Source organism: Agromyces intestinalis, assembly GCF_008365295.1.
GTDB classification, from domain to species: domain Bacteria; phylum Actinomycetota; class Actinomycetes; order Actinomycetales; family Microbacteriaceae; genus Agromyces; species Agromyces intestinalis.
Genome location: NZ_CP043505.1, coordinates 97,211 through 113,236 on the forward strand (window position 1 = coordinate 97,211; position 16,026 = coordinate 113,236).

Genomic DNA, 16,026 nt, shown 5'->3' on the forward strand with positions numbered 1-16,026 from the left:
GGTGGCTGCGAAGCCGAGGACGAAGGCGGAGACGCTCGCGTGGTTGCGCACCATCGCGGGCGAGCTCGCCACGCGCACCCTGAAGCGGCTCGAGGACACGTTGCCGTGGTACGGCGACATGCCGCCGAGTCGGCGGTCGGCGGTCGGCTTGGTGGCCCAGGCGGGCATCAGCTCGTTCATCGCCTGGTTCGACGACCCCAAGTCGACGCCGTGGATCGCCGCCGACGTGTTCGGCGCCGCTCCGCGGGAGCTGCTGCGCTCGGTGAGCCTGCAGCAGACGCTGCAGCTCATCCGCGTGACGGTCGAGGTGGTGGAGGAGCGCATCAAGGACGGCGGTGAGCCGCTGCGCGAGGCGATCCTGCTGTACTCGCGCGAGATCGCCTTCGCCGCCGCCGACGTGTACGCGCGTGCGGCAGAAGCCCGCGGGCTCTGGGACGCCCGGCTCGAGGCGCTCGTCGTCGACTCGATCCTCACCGGTGAGGCCGACGACGAGCTGCCGAGCCGCATCGCCGCGCTCGGGTGGCACGGGCACGGCGAGGTCGCGGTGCTCGTGGGCACCGCTCCGAAGCAGTTCGACGTCGACCAGGTGCGCCGTGCCGCCCGGCACATGCACGCCGACGTGCTCGTGGGGGTGCAGGGCAATCGGCTGGTCGTGGTGATCGGCCGTGCCGAGCCCCGCTCGTCCGAGAACGAAGAGGCGATCGGCACCTCGCCGGCCAACACGTTCATGGAGATCGCGACGCAGCTCGAGCCGTACTTCGGGCCGGGACATCTGGTGCTCGGCCACGAGGTCTCGAACCTCGTGGATGCCTCGAAGAGCGCGCGTGCGGCACTGGCGGGCTTCGCCGTCGCCCGCTCGTGGCGCAACGCGCCCCGGCCGGTGCACGCCGACGACCTGCTGCCCGAGCGTGCGCTCGCGGGTGACGCGCTGGCCAAGGCGACCCTCGTTCACCGCATCTACCGCCCGCTGCAGGCGCACTCGACCGAGCTGCTGTCGACGCTGTGGAGCTACCTCGACAACGGCCGGTCGCTCGAGGCGACGGCCCGCGAGCTGTTCGTGCACCCGAATACCGTGCGGTATCGCCTGAAGCGCGTCTCCGACGTGATCGGGTGGGACGCGACCGGGGCCCGTGAGGCGCTGATCCTGCAGACCGCGCTCATCGTGGGGTCGATGAACGACCACGAGATCTCCCCGCGGCGACGCCCGCAGAGCTGAGTCCAGCTCACCGGGCCTGTGGTGATCTGACAAGGCTTCGGTGAGAGCCTTGTCGCGTGTGCACACACGCTCGCCCCAGCGGGTTGGCGAGACTGGGATGGTGATCGTCGTCGTGTGCCCCGGTCAGGGCTCCCAGACCCCCGGCTTCCTGTCTCCGTGGCTCGCCGAGCCCGGCTTCGCCGACCGCCTCGACGAGTTGTCCGGCGCCGCGGTCGTCGACCTCGTGCGCCACGGCACCGAGAGCGACGCCGACACGATCCGCGACACCGCGATCGCCCAGCCGCTCATCGTCGCGGCGGGCATCCTCTCGTTCGAGGCGCTCGCGGCCGACGGCCGACGCGCCCGCATCGGCGGCGTCGCGGGCCACTCGGTCGGCGAGATCACCGCGGCGGCGGCCACCGGCATCCTGTCGGGCACCGAGGCGATCGACCTGGTCGCCGAGCGCGGCCGCGCGATGGCGGATGCCGCGGCCCTCGCCGCGACCGGCATGAGCGCGGTCGTCGGCGGCGATGAGGCCGAGCTGCTCACCCGTCTCGATTCGCTCGGGCTCGAGCCCGCGAACTTCAACGGCGGCGGCCAGATCGTCGTCGCGGGCGCCCTCGACGCGCTCGATGCGCTGCGCGCCGAGCCCCCGGCGGGCGCCCGCGTGATTCCGCTGCAGGTCGCGGGCGCCTTCCACACCCGATACATGGCACCGGCCGTCGAGCGGCTCGCCGCGAAGGCGGCCTCGCTCACCCCGAGCGACCCGACCCTGCCGCTCTGGACCAACCGCGACGGGTCGCGGGTCGCGAGCGGAGCCGAGTACCTCGAGCTGATCGTGGGCCAGGTCTCGTCGCCCGTGCGCTGGGATCGCTGCATGACGTCCTTCGCGGACGCCGGAGTGACGGGCATCGTCGAGCTGGCTCCGGCCGGCGCCCTCGTCGGCCTCGCCAAGCGCGCGCTCAAGGGCGTGCCGACGGTCGCGGTCAAGACTCCCGACGACCTTCCCGCCGCGTTCGAGCTGCTCGACCAGGCCGCCTGACACCGCCTCGAGGCATCCGGCCCGCCATCGACCGGCCCGAGACATCCGCTCACGAGAGAAAGCCGACATGACCGAACCCACGCTCCGCCAGTCGCAGGGTGTCGAGCACACCCGCATCTACGCCGTCGGCGCCGCGCGCGGCGCGAACGTCGTGCCGAACGACGACCTGGTCGGCCCGATCGACTCGTCCGACGAGTGGATCCAGCAACGGACCGGGATCATCACGCGCACCCGTGCCGGCGCCGACGTTTCCGCACTCGACCTGGCGACCGAGGCATCCCGCGAGGCGATCGCGAAGTCGGGCGTCGCGCCCGACGAGATCGACCTCGTGATCATCGCGACCATCTCGAACGTGCAGCAGACCCCGTCGATGGCCGCCGTCGTGGCTGATCGGGTCGGCGCGAACCCGGCCGCCGCCTACGACGTGAACGCGGCGTGCGCCGGCTACACCTACGCGGTCGCCCAGGCCGACGCGCTGATCCGTGCGGGCGTCGCCCGCAACGCGCTCGTCGTCGGCGCCGAGAAACTGTCGGACGTCGTCGACCCGACCGATCGCTCGATCTCGTTCCTGCTCGGCGACGGCGCAGGCGCGGTCGTCATCGGCGCGAGCGAGACGCCCGGCATCTCGGGCACGGTGTGGGGGTCCGACGGATCCAAGGCCGGCGCCGTGGGCATGAACCACACGCTCACCGAGTTCCGCGACGGCGCGGCCGAGTGGCCGACCCTCCGCCAGGAGGGGCAGACCGTGTTCCGCTGGGCGGTGTGGGAGATGGCGAAGGTCGCCAAGCAGGCGCTCGAGGAGGCCGGCATCGGCCCCGACGACCTCGCCGCGTTCATCCCCCACCAGGCGAACCTGCGCATCATCGACGAGTTCGCCAAGCAGCTGCGGCTGCCCGAGTCGGTGGTCATCGCACGCGACATCACCACGACGGGCAACACCTCGGCCGCATCGATCCCGCTCGCGACGCATCGCCTGCTCGAGGAGCATCCCGAGCTCTCCGGAGGCCTCGCTCTCCAGATCGGCTTCGGCGCCGGACTCGTGTTCGGCGCCCAAGTGGTGGTTCTGCCCTGAACCGCCGACACCCGTCCATCTAGACTGTCCAACGGTCATACGACACCCCTGAGGAGAAACAACATGGCACTGTCCACCGAAGAAGTGCTGGCCGGCCTGGCCGAGCTCATCAACGACGAGACCGGCATCGCGACCGACACGGTCGAGCTGGACAAGTCGTTCACCGATGACCTCGACATCGACTCCATCTCGATGATGACGATCGTCGTCAACGCCGAGGAGAAGTTCGACGTCAAGATCCCCGACGAAGAGGTCAAGAACCTCAAGACCGTCGGCGACGCCGTCGACTTCATCGTCAAGGCCCAGGCCTAGTCGGTTCGCGGACGGACCGGGGCCGTGCTCCGGTCCGTCCGCGTCTTCTTCCCGTTCCCCTCCACCGGAGTGTTCGTCATGACCAAGAAGATCGTCGTCACCGGCATCGGCGCCTCGTCGCCCATCGGCGGCACCGCGCCCGAGAGCTGGTCCGCCCTGCTGAACGGCGCGTCCGGCGCCCGCACGCTCGAGCACGAGTGGGTCGAGAAGTACCAGCTGCCTGTGACCTTCGCCGCGGAGGCGCTCGTCCGTCCCGACACCGTGCTCGAGCGGCCCGTCGCGAAGCGCCTCGACCCCTCGTCGCAGCTCGCGCTCGTCGCCGCGCTCGAGGCGTGGGCCGACGCGGGCAGCCCCGAGGTCGACCCCGAGCGCCTGGGCGTCGACTTCGCGACCGGCATCGGCGGGGTGTGGACCCTTCTCGACGCCTGGGACACGCTGCGAGAGAAGGGCCCGCGGCGTGTGCTGCCCATGACCGTGCCCATGCTCATGCCCAACTCGGCCTCGGGCAACCTGTCGCTGCACTTCGGTGCCCGCGCGTTCGCCACCACGGTCGCGAGCGCCTGCGCATCGAGCACGGAGTCGCTCGTGAACGCGGTGGAGCATCTGCGGGACGGCCTCGCCGACGTCGTGATCGCCGGTGGCACCGAGTCGGCGATCCACCCGATCACCATCGCGTCCTTCTCCTCCATGCAGGCTCTGTCGAAGCGCAATGACGACCCGGCGCACGCTTCGCGCCCCGGCAGCATCGACCGCGACGGCTTCGTCATGGGCGAGGGCGCCGCCGTGCTCATCCTCGAGACCGAGGAGCACGCGAAGGCCCGCGGCGCGAAGATCTACGCCGAGGTCGTGGGCGGCGGCGTCACCGCCGACTCGTACCACATCACCGCGAACGACCCCGAGGGTCGCGGCGCGGCCCGCGCGGTGCGCCTCGCGCTCGCGGCGGCGGATGCGTCGCCCGACGACGTGACCCACATCAACGCGCACGCCACTTCGACGCCCGTCGGCGACCCGAACGAGTACCAGGCCCTGAGGGCCGTGTTCGGCGACCGTGTCGATGAGATCCCGGTATCGGCGACGAAGGCGTCGACCGGGCATCTGCTCGGCGGCACCGGTGCGCTCGAGGCGATCTTCACGGTGCTCGCGGTGCAGAACCGCGTCGCTCCCCCGACGATCAATCTCACCACGCAAGACCCCGAGGTGCCGTTCCGCCTCTCGGGCGAGACGCAGCCGCTCGGCGACGCCCCGCAGCTGGCGATCTCGAACTCGTTCGGGTTCGGCGGCCACAACGCGGTCGTCGCGATCCGCAGCGTCTGACGTCGCCCCGCACGACGCAGATCGGCACGAGGCCGAGAGACCCGAGCAGACCCCGGTGCGCCTCAGGCGCATCGGGGTCTGCTCGTCACGGTGCTGGACTTCGCTCGTGCGCCGGCCGGGGAAGTGTCATCCGACCCTCGCGTCGCGCCGCCTCCCGCACCGCGGGCTGCGCTCACCCCACCTGATGCAGCCAGACCACGGATGCCTCGTCGCTCGCGTGACGGAACGGCTCGAGTTCGTCGTCCCACGCCTGGCCCAGCGCGAGCCGCAGTTCGCGCCGCAGTTCGCCGGGGTCGTCGCCCGCGAGCTCCATCGCGTAGCGGACGCGATCTTCGGGGATGACCGTGTTGCCCGCGGAGTCGGTCTGCGCGAAGAACACGCCGAGTTCGGGCGAGTGCATCCAGCGGGCGCCGTCCGATCCCGGCGTCGGGTCCTCGCTCACCTCGAACCGCACTCCGTCCCACCCGCGCAGCGCGGACGCGAGTCGGGCACCGTCGCCGACGCGCGCGAGCCACGGGAACTCTGCGCGCATGGTGCCGCGGAGCACGGGCTGCTCGGTCCACGTGAAGCTCACGGGCTCGCCGAGGGCGCGACCCGCGGCCCATTCAAGATGCGGACACACCGCCCGGGGCGAGGAATGGATGAACAGCATTCCACGCGCGGCGCCGGGTGCCCGCGACACTGCCTCCGCCATCTCGACTCCGTTCTCGTGAGGTGCGTCTTCCCCTACGACCTCGGAACGCGTCGGTGCGGATGTTCGATTCGGTTGTGGACGGCGAGCCGTCACCGGCGATTATGCCCCGGATCAGCGGTGGAGACAAGGGACGCCGCGCGGGTCGCGTCGGCCGCCATCCGCGCGCCTCGGTACATCCACCCCTCCCGGGCCAATAGCATGCTCGGTGAACCGTTCCTTCCGGCCGACGATCGGAGCCTCCGTGGCCGTGCGCGACGCTGTCCTCGCCATCCTCCTGCTCGGACCGGCGTACGGCTTCCAGGTGCACGGCGCCCTCGCCGACCGCACCGGCGGGCGCCGCCGCATCAACGTCGGGCAGACCTACGGCACGCTCGATCGGCTTGCGAAGCAGCGGCTCGTCGAGCCCGCCGGCGCCACCGCCGACGGTCTGCCGCTGCATCGGCTCACTCGCGCGGGTCGCGCAGCGGCACTGGCCTGGCTGGACGGCGCGGATGCGACGGGCGCCGACCCGTGGGACGAGACGCTCGATCGCGTGCTCATCGCGCGATCGCTCGACGCGACGGGCGTCGACCCCGCGGCGATCGCCCGGCGCGAGCGCGAACGCTGGACGGCCCGTCGGGCGGAAGCGGCGGAGCGCGCAGAGCTCTCGGATGCCGCGGAGCACGCCGAACCGGGCGTCGCGTTGGCGCGGCTCGCGGCCGCGGCCGACGCCGCACGCGCCGAAGCGGCGCTGTCGTGGCTCGACCGCGTGGCCGCACTGCCGCCGGTGCCGCTGCCCGTTGCCGCCGACCGCCCACGACGCGGTCGGAGGCCGGCGGCCTCCGTCGACACCGAATCCGCCGCCTCGACGTCGTCCGCCCCACGGCGCCCGGATCAGTCGCCGGTGTCTCCGTAGCTCTGCACGACGGACAGGTCGAGCGGGAAGTCGACCGGGAACTCGCCGAACAGCAGTCGCCCGGCATCGGCGGCAGACTCGCGTACCGCCACCGCGACCTCGTCGGCGAGTTCAGCGGGCGTGTGCACGATGATCTCGTCGTGCAGGTAGTAGACCAGGTGCGGGCGACGGGCGAACACCGGCCCCGCGGCCGTCGCCGGCGGCGAGGCATCCGACTGGTCTTCGAGCTCGCCGAGCCGGGCGAGGCGGGCCCGCACGCCGGCCATCCAGCAGAGCGCCCACTCCGCCGCGGTGCCCTGCACGACGAAGTTGCGTGTGAACCGGCCCCAGTCGCGCGCCGACGACCGGGCCCGGCGCTCGTCCTGCGCGGTCGCGTCGGGTTCGGTCGCGCGCGCCTGGGTCGCCCGCCAGGACGCGGGCGGCAGCGGAGACGATCGGCCGAGCAGGGTCGTGACGCGCGCTCCGCGCTCGCCGGTGGCGGCCGCACGATCGACGAGGGCCATCGCGGCCGGGAACGCACGGGCGAGACGCGGCAGCAAGCGGCCGCTCTCGCCGGTCGTCGCACCGTACATCGCCCCGAGCAGGGCGATCTTCGCCTCGCCGCGTGTGGCCACGACACCCGCGTCGACGATCCCCTGGTAGATGTCGCGCCCGCGCGCGGCCTCGGCCATGCGCAGGTCGCCGGCCATCGCGGCGAGCACGCGCGGTTCGAGCTGGGCGGCGTCGGCGACCACGAGCTGCCAGCCGGGGTCGGCGACCACGGCGGTGCGCACCTGTTTGGGCAGCTGCAGGGCTCCCCCGCCGGACGTCGCCCACCGGCCGGTCGCCGTGCCGCCGGGCACGTAGTCGGGGCGGAATCGACCGCCGATGACCCAGGTCTCGAGCCAGCCCCAGCCGTTCGCGCTCAGCAGGCGTGCGAGCCGCTTGTACGCGAGCAGCGGCGTGATCGCGGGGTGGTCGTGCTCGCGGAGTTCCCACCGCGCCGTGGAGTCGACGCGGATGCCCGCCGCGCGCAACGCCCGCAGCAGCTCGACCTGCGAGTCGAGGTTCAGCGTCGGCGCGGCGAGCTCGATGCGCACGTGCGCGGCGAGCTCCTCCATGCGCGCCGGCTTGGCGCCGGGCCGCGGGCGCGGGCCGAGCGCGTCGGTCAGCACCCGATCGTGGGTCGCCGAGTCCCAGGGCACACCGGCCGCGGTCAGCTCGGCGCCGATGAGGGCGCCCGCCGATTCGGCGGCCAGCAGCAGCCGCAATCGCGGCGGGCGTGCGCTTCGGGCTACGATCGCGAGCTGCCGATCGTGCTCGTCGGCGACCTGGTGCGGCGTCGCCCGGCCGAGCGCATCGGATGCCGCACCGGAAGCCTCCCCGATGCGCCCCTCGCGGGGACCGCCGTCGGCGACGTCGTCGAGTTCGTCGAGTTCGAAGAGCGCGACCCGGTCGGCGGAGGACGCCGTGGCCGGCGCTGCAGCCGCACCGGGAATCGACGCGGCCGCGTGCGTCGCGTCGAGCGCGAGCTCGGCCGGGCCGGGCGCGAGCCAGGACGGACGCGGCGGATGCTCCGTGCGTGACGTGTCCGCGTCGGTCGACCACTCGAGGATCGCCGCCGAGAGCCGGAGATCGCTGCACCGCTCGATGCGCACGCCCGCCGTGAGCAGCAACGGCGCCCAACGGCGCGTGTCGCTCCACACCCATCGCGGACGCATGTGCTCGAACAGCGCGACGAGCGACGGGAACTCGGCGAGGCGACCCTCAGCGAGCAGGGTGCCGGCGTCGGGATCGAACAGGCCCACCCGGCCGGGCTCGAGGTCGCCGACCGTGATCCGCACGGTCTCATTGTCGCGCCGACCTCGGACATGCGTGTCGGAAGGGTGCGGCAGACTCTCCCGCGTCGAAGGGAGCAGCATGGTCGCGGTGCGATTCGCCTGCGGGCATGGCGCGGGTGCCGGCGGCTCGGTGACGATCTCGCGCGACTGCCCGGTCTGCCGGCTGATCGACGAGACCCAGCGCTCTCGTGGCGAGCTCCTCGGCCGCGTCGCTCCCGCCCAGCGCGCCCGGCTCGCCGTCGAGACCCGCGTCGGCGCCGAGTACGAATGGCGCTGCGCTCGCGGCCATGATCGCTACGCCGCGACGGTGGTCGAGCAACTCACGGGCACCGGCTGCGCGAAGTGCCGCGCGGCCGCCGAGGCCCCCGCGGCGGTGCGCGAGGCCGGTCTCGCCTTCATCGACCACGGCCTGCGCACCCGCACCTCGGCGACCGAGCATCGACTCCGCACCCTGCTCGACCAGCGCATCCGGTTGCCGCACCGCGTCAACGCCGTGCACATCCGGCGCACGTTCCACGGTCGCACGGTGGTCTGGCCCGACATCCTCGTGCCCGCACTGCGCGTCGCGATCGAGTACGACGACCCCGGCCGCGGTGGGCGTTCGCATCGCGGGCTCCGCGAGGCATCCGACCTCGAGAAAGATGCCGCGCTGCGCGAAGTCGGTTGGGAGGTGATCCGTGTACGCGGGGGCGGGCTCGGCCCGCTCGGGCGCTACAGCATCGTCTGCACGTCCATCACCCACCACGTCGCCGACGCCGTGCTCGCGCACCTGCGAGACATCCGGGGCGTCGAAGCGGTGGCGGCCATCGCCCGAACCGAGCCCGAATCGACCGCGAACCCTGTTCCGCGCGGCGTCCGCCCGCTAGGGTGATTCCACCCCTCCCCGGCCGCTTCACCCTGCCTGAAAGTGACCCACCCGTGCTGTTGCCCTTCCTCATCGTCGGAGGCCTCGGCCTCATCCTGCTCGTGATCTCGCTCGTCGTCGGCGACCTGCTGGATCACTTCGACGTCGGCGACGGATTCCTGTCGGGCACCGCACTCTCGGTCGGGCTCGTCGTGTTCGGCGCCTCGGGTGTGCTCGCCGCGTCCTTCGGGTGGGACCTGGTGTGGGCGTACGTGCTCGCCGTGGGCCTCGCCCTCGTCGCCTATGTGATCAGCATCCTCGCGATCCGCAGCCTCACCAGGTCGAGCGACGGCGTGCCCGCTTCGGCGGTCGGACTCGCCGGCGTCACCACCTCGCCGGTCGGACCCGCGGGCGGCGAGGTCCGCCTCGACGGGCCCGGCGAGCTCGAACGGCGCCTCGCGTTCGCCGACCACGACATCGAGTCGGGCGTGCGCATTCGCGTCGTCGAGCACGACGGCGCACGGGTCAAGGTCGTCCCCGCGTAGTCTCCCTCCCCTCATTCAGCCGGTCCGCGCCGGCCGAGTCATCCGACCGCCTGTGAAAGGAACCCATGTTCGACCCCCTGCTCACCCAGATCATCGCCGTCGTCGCGATCGTCATCGCGGTGCTCGCGCTGCTGACGTTCATCGCACGACGCATCCGCCGCGTGCCGCCCAACGAAGCGCTCGTCATCGTCGGTCGGGGTGCCGGCCGCCCCGCTCCCGGTGAGTCCCCCGTCAGCCAGCGGGTCGTGATCGGCGGTCGCACCTTCATCTGGCCGGTCCTGCAGCAGGGCTTCGCGATCTCGCTCGAACAGCGCCAGATCGGCATCACGGTCGAGGGCGTCGACAAGAACCGCATCAAGATCGCCATCAAGGCCTCGATCAACTTCAAGGTCAACGGCACCGAAGACGGCGTGCGCCGCGCGGCTCAGCGCTTCCTGTCGCAGCAGGGTGCGCTGACCGACATCATCAAGGAGTCCCTCGAGGGTTCGCTGCGCTCCATCGTCGGCGACATGACGATCGAGCAGATCATCTCCGACCGCAAGGGCCTCTCCGACCGGGTCGTCACCGAGACCAAGGCCGACCTCGCCGAGCAGGGCCTGCAGGTCGACCTGCTGAACATCTCCGACATCTCGACTCCCGGCAGCGACTACCTCGCGAACCTGGGTCGTGCCGAGGCGGCCCGCGCCCGCCAGGTCGCCGAGGTCTCCGAGGCCGAGGCCGCACGGGCCAGCGAGTTCGCCCGCATCGAGGCGGCCGAGCAGATCGCCGAACGTCAGAAGGCGCTGAGCCTGAAGCAGGCCACGATCAAGGCCGAGACCGACCGCGCCAACGCCGAGGCCGAGGCCGCCGGCCAGCTCGCGAAGGCCGAGCAGGACAAGCTCGTCGCGGTGCAGGAGCGCGACGCGCTCTCAGAGCAGGCCCTCGTCACCCAGGAGCGGCTCGACATCGAGATCCGCAAGCCCGCCGAGGCCGAGGCGTACGCCGAGGTGCAGCGCGCGACCGCCCAGCGCGACGCCGCCAACGCGGCGACCGAGGCCGACGCGTACAAGCGCACGAAGATCGCCGAGGCGAACAAGGTCGCCGCCGTGCAGGACGCCGAGGCGGCCGCGACCGCGGTGCGCTTCGCCGGCGAAGCAGAGCGCGACCGCCAGGTCGCCCTCGCGGCCGGTATCCGTGCCGACGGTGAGGCGCGTGCCGCGGCGGTGCAGGCCGAGGGTCTCGCCGACGCCGCGGCCACCGATGCCAAGGCCGAGGCGCTGAAGAAGTACGGCGAGGCCGCGCTCGCACAAGAGATCATCTCGCGTCTGCCCGAGATCATCCGCGCCGCCGCCGAGCCGATCAGTGCGATCGACAAGCTCACCGTCGTCTCGACCGACGGCGCGAGCGCGCTCACGAAGACCGTCGGCCAGGTGCTCGGCGAGGGCACCGAGGTCGTCAAGTCGCTCACCGGTCTCGACGTGAGCGCCGTGCTCGCAGGCCTCGCGGGCAGCCAGCTCGGGCGCCCGCCCGCCGAGCCGCGCGACTGACACGGGTCGAACCCGCGAGTCCGCCCGGTCCGATGTTCGCATCGCGGCCGGGCGGACTCGTTTCCGACCACCGAATCCCGCCTCGATTCCTCAGCACGGCCCGGCGACCGTTACGGTTGTGCAGGTGCATCCTTCTGTCAGCGCCGCCGTCGTCGGCCGCACCGGCCACCTGAGCCTCAACCGTCCCGATTCGATCAACGCGATCGACCTCGAGATGATGCTCGCCCTGACCGAGACGCTCGACGCGTGGGCGATCGACCCCGCCGTCTCGATGGTCCTGCTGGACGGATTCGGCGACTACGGGTTCTGCGCGGGCGGCGACTTCCGCGAGATCCTGGCGCGCGCGGCCGAGGGCATGACGATCGGCACGGTCTTCTTCCGCAACGAGTACCGACTCATCGCGAAGCTCGCCGAGTTCCCCAAGCCGATCGTGTCGATCATGCACGGCATGACCATGGGCGGCGGAATCTCGCTCGCCGGGCACGTCACCACGCGGGTCGTGACCGATCGAGTGCGATTGGGGCAACCCGAGACCGGCTACGGCTTCGTCCCCGACGGCGGCGCGACCTGGCGGCTCGCCCGCACCCCCGGCGAGATCGGCACGTATGTAGCGCTGAACTCGGTCGACCTGACCGCCGCGGATGCGATCGCCCTCGGCTTCGCCGACGTGGTGGTTCCGGCCGGGCGCGTCGCTGAACTGACCAGCGCGCTCCTCGGGGCCACCGACGCGGCCGAGCTCGACGAGCTGGTCCGCCGATTCTCGACGGACGCCGGCCCGTCGCCGGTGCTCGCGGGTCGTGACTGGATCGACGCCTGCTACTCGGCAGACACCGTGCAGACGATCCTCGAGCGGCTCTGGACGTTCTCGAACGGCGAGGTCGTCGGCGGGGTGCGCGCGGCCGACTCGAACGACCCCGACGCCGCGGCCAACGCCGCTGCCGCCGCCGACACGCTGCTGCACCTTTCGCCGACGGCGCTCGTGGCGACGCTGCGGTCGGTGCGCGCGGCCCGCGACGGCGAGTCGCTGCGCGACGCCCTCGAGCGCGAGCTGCGCCTCGCGCGCTGGTTCACGACCCAGCCCGACCTGTTCACCGGCGTGCAGGCGCTCGTGGCCCAGAACACCGACTCGCTGCACCAGGCCTCGGTGCCCGATTGGAGGCCAGCCGACCTCGCCGACGTCGATCTCACCGACATCGTCGCCGCCATGGAGATGCCGCTGCGCCACAGCGTGTTCCCGCGCGGCCTCGGCATCCCCGAGGAGCCGGCCGAGTAGGTCGTCGAAGCGCTCGTTGGATCCACCGCCGGCGACCCGGGTATCCGCCGGGGTGGTCACGGGTGCGACGACACTGCGGCTCGCGCAGGCTGGTGGTGATCGATCCTCGCGCACCGCGCGCGAGGATCGCGAGGGAGAGCTGCTTCGATGGACATGAAGCTCGAGTCGATCGTGCTGCCGGTCGCCGACGTCGACCGGACGAGGGCGTACTTCGAGACGCTGGGTTGGCAGGTGGATCTCGACCACCAGGCCGACGGGTTCCCCATCGTGCAGGTGACCCCACCCGGTTCGCCCTGCTCAGTCGTCTTCGGCACCGGGCTGGCCGCAGCGCCCGCCGGCAGTATTCGCGGCCTGCTGCTGAGCGTCGCCGACCTCGAAGCGGCACGCGCCGAGTTGACCGCCCGCGGGGTCGACGTGAGCGAGATCTTCCACGACGCCTCCGGAACGGCGTCGTACGCCGAAACGTATGCCCGAGCACCCGGACTCGATCCCGAGCGCCGCAGCCACGCGTCGTTCGCCACGTTCTCGGATCCCGACGGAAACGTCTGGCAGCTCCGAGAGATCTCGACGTTCGGCTGATCGTCGGTCGAGGAGGCGAGGAGGCGAGGAGGCGAGGAGGCGAGCATGCACACGACCATCGCACAACATTCGGCCCCGGCGGGCGGCGCGAAGGCCCGACTGGCTAGGCTGCCGGGTGTGGCAGCCTTCACGAGCCGCACCGCGAGGGATCGGGGCGCTGCGCGCGGCCTGGTCGGGCGGGAGCGCGAGTCCGATGAGCTGACGCGACTGGTCGGCCGCGTGCGCGACGGCGAGAGCCAGGCGCTCGTCCTGCGGGGCGAGGCCGGAATCGGCAAGACCGCCCTGCTCCACCACCTCACGCAGCTGGCTTCCGATTCCGGATGCCTCGTCGTCGAGTCCGCCGGTGTCGAATCCGAGATGGAGCTCGCGTACGCCGGCCTGCACCAACTCTGCCTCCCCCTCTTGCCGCATGTCGACTTCATTCCGGCGCGGCAGCGAGCAGCGCTCGACACGGTGTTCGGTGCGGCCGGCGGCGACTCTCCCGACCGGTTCCTGGTCGGCCTGGCCGTGCTGAGCCTCATCTCGGAGTCCGCCAGGCACCGCCCGGTGATCTGCGTCATCGACGACGCGCAGTGGCTGGACGAGGCATCCGTTCAGACGCTCGCGTTCACGGCGCGACGGCTGCAGGCCGAGAGCGTCGGCATGGTGTTCGCCGAGCGAGCGCCGGCCGCCACCCTCGAGCTCCACAGCCTGCCCGAGCTCATCGTCACCGGCCTGTCCGATCGGCACGCGAGCACGCTGCTCGCCTCGGCGCTGCCGGGGCCGATCGACCGGCGGGTGCGTGAGCGGATCATCGCCGAAACCGGTGGGAACCCGCTCGCACTGCTGCAACTGCCCCATCGCCTCACGCCCGAGCAGGTCGCCGGCGGGTTCGGGTTCGCCGGGGCAGGCGCGCTGACCAGACAGCTCGAGGCGAGCTTCCAACGGCGTCTCGCGCGCATGCCGACCGCCACGCGCCGACTGCTCGTCGTCGCCGCGGCCGAGCCGGGCCAGGAGGCGGCCGTGATCTGGAAGGCCGCGGCCCGGCTCGGCGTCACGATGCGCGACGCCGAACCGGCAGTGGCCGACGGCCTCATCGACCTCACCGGACTCGTTCGCTTCTGCCATCCACTGGCGCGCTCGACCGTCTATCGGGCCGCGCTCGCGGACGAGCGGCGGACCGCGCACCGCGCCCTGGCCGACGCCACGGATGCCGACGCCGATCCCGAGCGCCGCGCCTGGCATCGAGCTCAGGCGACCTCCGGGCTCGATGAGGCCGTCGCCGCCGAGCTGCACCGATCGGCCGGCCTCGCGGAGGCGCGCGGCGGGAAGGCGGCCGCCGCCGCGTTCCTCGAACGCGCCGCCGAGCTCACCCCCGATCCGCGACGCCGAGCCGAGCGAGCGCTGCTCGCCGCCCGCGCGAAGTTCGATGCGGGCGCCCCCGAACGCGCGCTCCGACTGCTCGCCATCGCCCGAGCCGGCCTCGCCGACGAACGGAACCGAGCGCTCGTGGAGCTGCTCCACGCCCAGATCGTGAGCCGCCTGGAACCCGGCCAAGGGTCGCCGCTCCTCGCTGCGGCGAAACGACTCGACCCCATCGATCCCGACCTTGCTCGCGACACCTACCGGGATGCGTTCTACGCCGCACAGGTGGCCGGACAGCTCGGTCGCGACGGGGGCACCCTCGAGGAAGCGGCCGCGACTCGACTGACGGAACACCGCGATCCGCCGGTGAGCATCCACGACCGCCTCCTCGACGGCGTCGCACTGACGGTCACACGGGACCACTCGGCAGGAGCCCCCTTGCTGCGCGAAGCGGTCGCCGAGTTCCGACGCCGGGAACTCGGTTCGGATGCCTCGTATTCATGGCTGCCGTTCGTGACCCTGGTCGCATTCGGCATGTGGGACGAGGAGGGGGCGCACGACGTGTGTTCGCGCCTCATCGCGCTGGCGCGGGAGCGCGGCGCGTTCTCGGTGCTTCCGACCGCGCTCATGCTCGGAGTCGGGTACGAGATCTTCGCCGGCGATCTGTCGACGGCTGCGGCGCTCGCCGAGGAGTGCGACCTGATCCGCGAGGCCACCACCATCCCGAAGCCGCCGTACGGGTTGCTGATGGTAGCGGCGTATCGCGGCGATGCCGAGCGTGTCGACGCCATCGTCGACTCGGAGCGGCTGCAGGCGACCGACCGTGGCGAAGGACAGTGGCTCACCGCGAGCGGATGGGCGCAGGCGGTCGTGAACAACGGTCTGGGCCGCTACGACTTCGCGCTGGCAGCCGCGGAACGTGCGATCGTGCCGCCGAACGAGCTCGCCCTCGTCAACTGGGCGATGGTCGAGCTGATCGAGGCGGCCGCGCGGAGCGGGCAACCCGAACGGGCCACCGAGGCGATGCGACGCCTCACGCGGCTGTCCGAGGCATCCGGAACGCGCTGGGTACTGGGCGTAGCCGCGCGATCTCGGGCGCTGCTCGCTGCGCCCGATCACGCCGAACGCCACCATCTGGCCGCCATCGAGCAGCTGCAGCACACGCGATTGCGGACCGAGCAGGCACGTTCCCACCTGGTCTACGGCGAGTGGCTCCGCCGACAGGGTCGCCGGACCGACGCGAGGGAACAGCTCCGCCGAGCGCACGACCTGTTCAGCGACATCGGCGCCGACGCGTTCGCCGATCGAGCGCGTCGCGAGCTGGCCGCCACCGGCGAGACCGTCCGCCGACGCACGCCGGAGACCGAGCTCGACCTCACCCAGCAGGAGGCTCAGATCGCGCGGCTCGCCGCCAACGGCGACACGAACCCGCAGATCGCGACGCAACTGTTCATCAGTCCGCGCACCGTCGAGTGGCACCTGGGCAAGATCTTCGCCAAGCTCGCCATCACGTCCCGCCGGGATCTCGAAGCCGCGCTCCGTCGAGGCGCGCGCACACCGGGCCGGTAAGC

The 16,026-nt window shown here is 72.1% G+C and carries 14 protein-coding genes; 12 read left to right on the forward strand and 2 right to left on the reverse strand.

The window, feature by feature from the left end:
• Position 1: 1 nt before the first annotated feature.
• The 5 genes from FLP10_RS00480 to FLP10_RS00500 all read left to right on the forward strand — a co-directional run bounded on the left by FLP10_RS00480 (position 2) and on the right by FLP10_RS00500 (position 4,935).
• Entirely contained in the window at positions 2 to 1,216 is a 1,215-nt protein-coding gene (locus FLP10_RS00480; protein WP_149159086.1) for a PucR family transcriptional regulator, read from the forward strand.
• A 100-nt stretch (positions 1,217 to 1,316) separates the two neighbouring features.
• Positions 1,317 to 2,237, forward strand: coding sequence for an ACP S-malonyltransferase (locus tag FLP10_RS00485; protein ID WP_149162003.1), 921 nt, complete (start codon positions 1,317 to 1,319; stop codon positions 2,235 to 2,237).
• 67 nt (positions 2,238 to 2,304) lie between these two features.
• Entirely contained in the window at positions 2,305 to 3,309 is a 1,005-nt protein-coding gene (locus FLP10_RS00490; RefSeq protein WP_149159087.1) for a beta-ketoacyl-ACP synthase III, read from the forward strand.
• A gap of 63 nt (positions 3,310 to 3,372) precedes the next feature.
• Entirely contained in the window at positions 3,373 to 3,621 is a 249-nt protein-coding gene (locus FLP10_RS00495; protein ID WP_056731598.1) for an acyl carrier protein, read from the forward strand.
• A gap of 78 nt (positions 3,622 to 3,699) precedes the next feature.
• On the forward strand, positions 3,700 to 4,935 hold the full coding sequence (locus FLP10_RS00500; RefSeq protein ID WP_149162004.1) for a beta-ketoacyl-[acyl-carrier-protein] synthase family protein: 1,236 nt from the start codon (positions 3,700 to 3,702) through the stop codon (positions 4,933 to 4,935).
• Positions 4,936 to 5,107: 172 nt separating this feature from the next.
• Here FLP10_RS00500 and FLP10_RS00505 read toward each other — a convergent pair whose 3' ends face one another.
• Positions 5,108 to 5,587, reverse strand: coding sequence for a DUF3145 domain-containing protein (locus FLP10_RS00505; protein ID WP_149162005.1), 480 nt, complete (start codon positions 5,585 to 5,587; stop codon positions 5,108 to 5,110).
• Positions 5,588 to 5,876: 289 nt separating this feature from the next.
• Between FLP10_RS00505 and FLP10_RS00510 the strand changes: the two genes are divergently transcribed.
• The gene (locus tag FLP10_RS00510) at positions 5,877 to 6,524 is read left to right on the forward strand and encodes a PadR family transcriptional regulator (protein WP_168209061.1); all 648 of its coding nucleotides are present in this window, start codon (positions 5,877 to 5,879) and stop codon (positions 6,522 to 6,524) included.
• On the opposite strand, the gene FLP10_RS00515 is transcribed toward FLP10_RS00510, so the two are convergent.
• Positions 6,503 to 8,224 carry a bifunctional 3'-5' exonuclease/DNA polymerase gene (locus tag FLP10_RS00515; RefSeq protein WP_246150314.1) on the reverse strand — a complete coding sequence of 574 codons (1,722 nt, stop codon included), beginning with the start codon at positions 8,222 to 8,224 and terminating at the stop codon, positions 6,503 to 6,505. The genes FLP10_RS00510 and FLP10_RS00515 overlap by 22 nt on opposite strands.
• Before the next feature lie 199 nt (positions 8,225 to 8,423).
• On the opposite strand from FLP10_RS00515, the gene FLP10_RS00520 reads away from it, so the two are divergent.
• From FLP10_RS00520 to FLP10_RS00545, 6 genes are all read left to right on the forward strand, one after another.
• Positions 8,424 to 9,215, forward strand: a complete 792-nt coding sequence (locus tag FLP10_RS00520) for a hypothetical protein (protein WP_149159090.1) — start codon at positions 8,424 to 8,426, stop codon at positions 9,213 to 9,215.
• A gap of 47 nt (positions 9,216 to 9,262) precedes the next feature.
• The gene (locus FLP10_RS00525) at positions 9,263 to 9,733 is read left to right on the forward strand and encodes an NfeD family protein (protein WP_246150085.1); all 471 of its coding nucleotides are present in this window, start codon (positions 9,263 to 9,265) and stop codon (positions 9,731 to 9,733) included.
• 65 nt (positions 9,734 to 9,798) lie between these two features.
• Complete coding sequence (locus FLP10_RS00530) at positions 9,799 to 11,259, forward strand: flotillin family protein (protein WP_149159091.1); 1,461 nt, start codon at positions 9,799 to 9,801, stop codon at positions 11,257 to 11,259.
• A gap of 124 nt (positions 11,260 to 11,383) precedes the next feature.
• Complete coding sequence (locus FLP10_RS00535) at positions 11,384 to 12,532, forward strand: enoyl-CoA hydratase/isomerase family protein (RefSeq protein ID WP_168209062.1); 1,149 nt, start codon at positions 11,384 to 11,386, stop codon at positions 12,530 to 12,532.
• A gap of 147 nt (positions 12,533 to 12,679) precedes the next feature.
• The gene (locus tag FLP10_RS00540; protein ID WP_149159093.1) at positions 12,680 to 13,111 is read left to right on the forward strand and encodes a VOC family protein; all 432 of its coding nucleotides are present in this window, start codon (positions 12,680 to 12,682) and stop codon (positions 13,109 to 13,111) included.
• 45 nt (positions 13,112 to 13,156) lie between these two features.
• A complete protein-coding gene (locus FLP10_RS00545) occupies positions 13,157 to 16,024 on the forward strand; it encodes a helix-turn-helix transcriptional regulator (protein ID WP_149159094.1) in 2,868 nt (955 codons plus the stop codon).
• Positions 16,025 to 16,026: the final 2 nt, after the last annotated feature.

Coding starts and splice junctions, on each gene's coding strand:
- FLP10_RS00490 (WP_149159087.1), top strand. CDS start 2,305: ATGACCGAACCCACGCTCCGCCAGTCGCAGGGTGTCGAGCACACCCGC.
- FLP10_RS00495 (WP_056731598.1), top strand. CDS start 3,373: ATGGCACTGTCCACCGAAGAAGTGCTGGCCGGCCTGGCCGAGCTCATC.
- FLP10_RS00500 (WP_149162004.1), top strand. CDS start 3,700: ATGACCAAGAAGATCGTCGTCACCGGCATCGGCGCCTCGTCGCCCATC.
- FLP10_RS00505 (WP_149162005.1), bottom strand. CDS start 5,587: ATGCTGTTCATCCATTCCTCGCCCCGGGCGGTGTGTCCGCATCTTGAA.
- FLP10_RS00515 (WP_246150314.1), bottom strand. CDS start 8,224: ATGCGTCCGCGATGGGTGTGGAGCGACACGCGCCGTTGGGCGCCGTTG.
- FLP10_RS00520 (WP_149159090.1), top strand. CDS start 8,424: ATGGTCGCGGTGCGATTCGCCTGCGGGCATGGCGCGGGTGCCGGCGGC.
- FLP10_RS00530 (WP_149159091.1), top strand. CDS start 9,799: ATGTTCGACCCCCTGCTCACCCAGATCATCGCCGTCGTCGCGATCGTC.
- FLP10_RS00540 (WP_149159093.1), top strand. CDS start 12,680: ATGGACATGAAGCTCGAGTCGATCGTGCTGCCGGTCGCCGACGTCGAC.
- FLP10_RS00545 (WP_149159094.1), top strand. CDS start 13,157: ATGCACACGACCATCGCACAACATTCGGCCCCGGCGGGCGGCGCGAAG.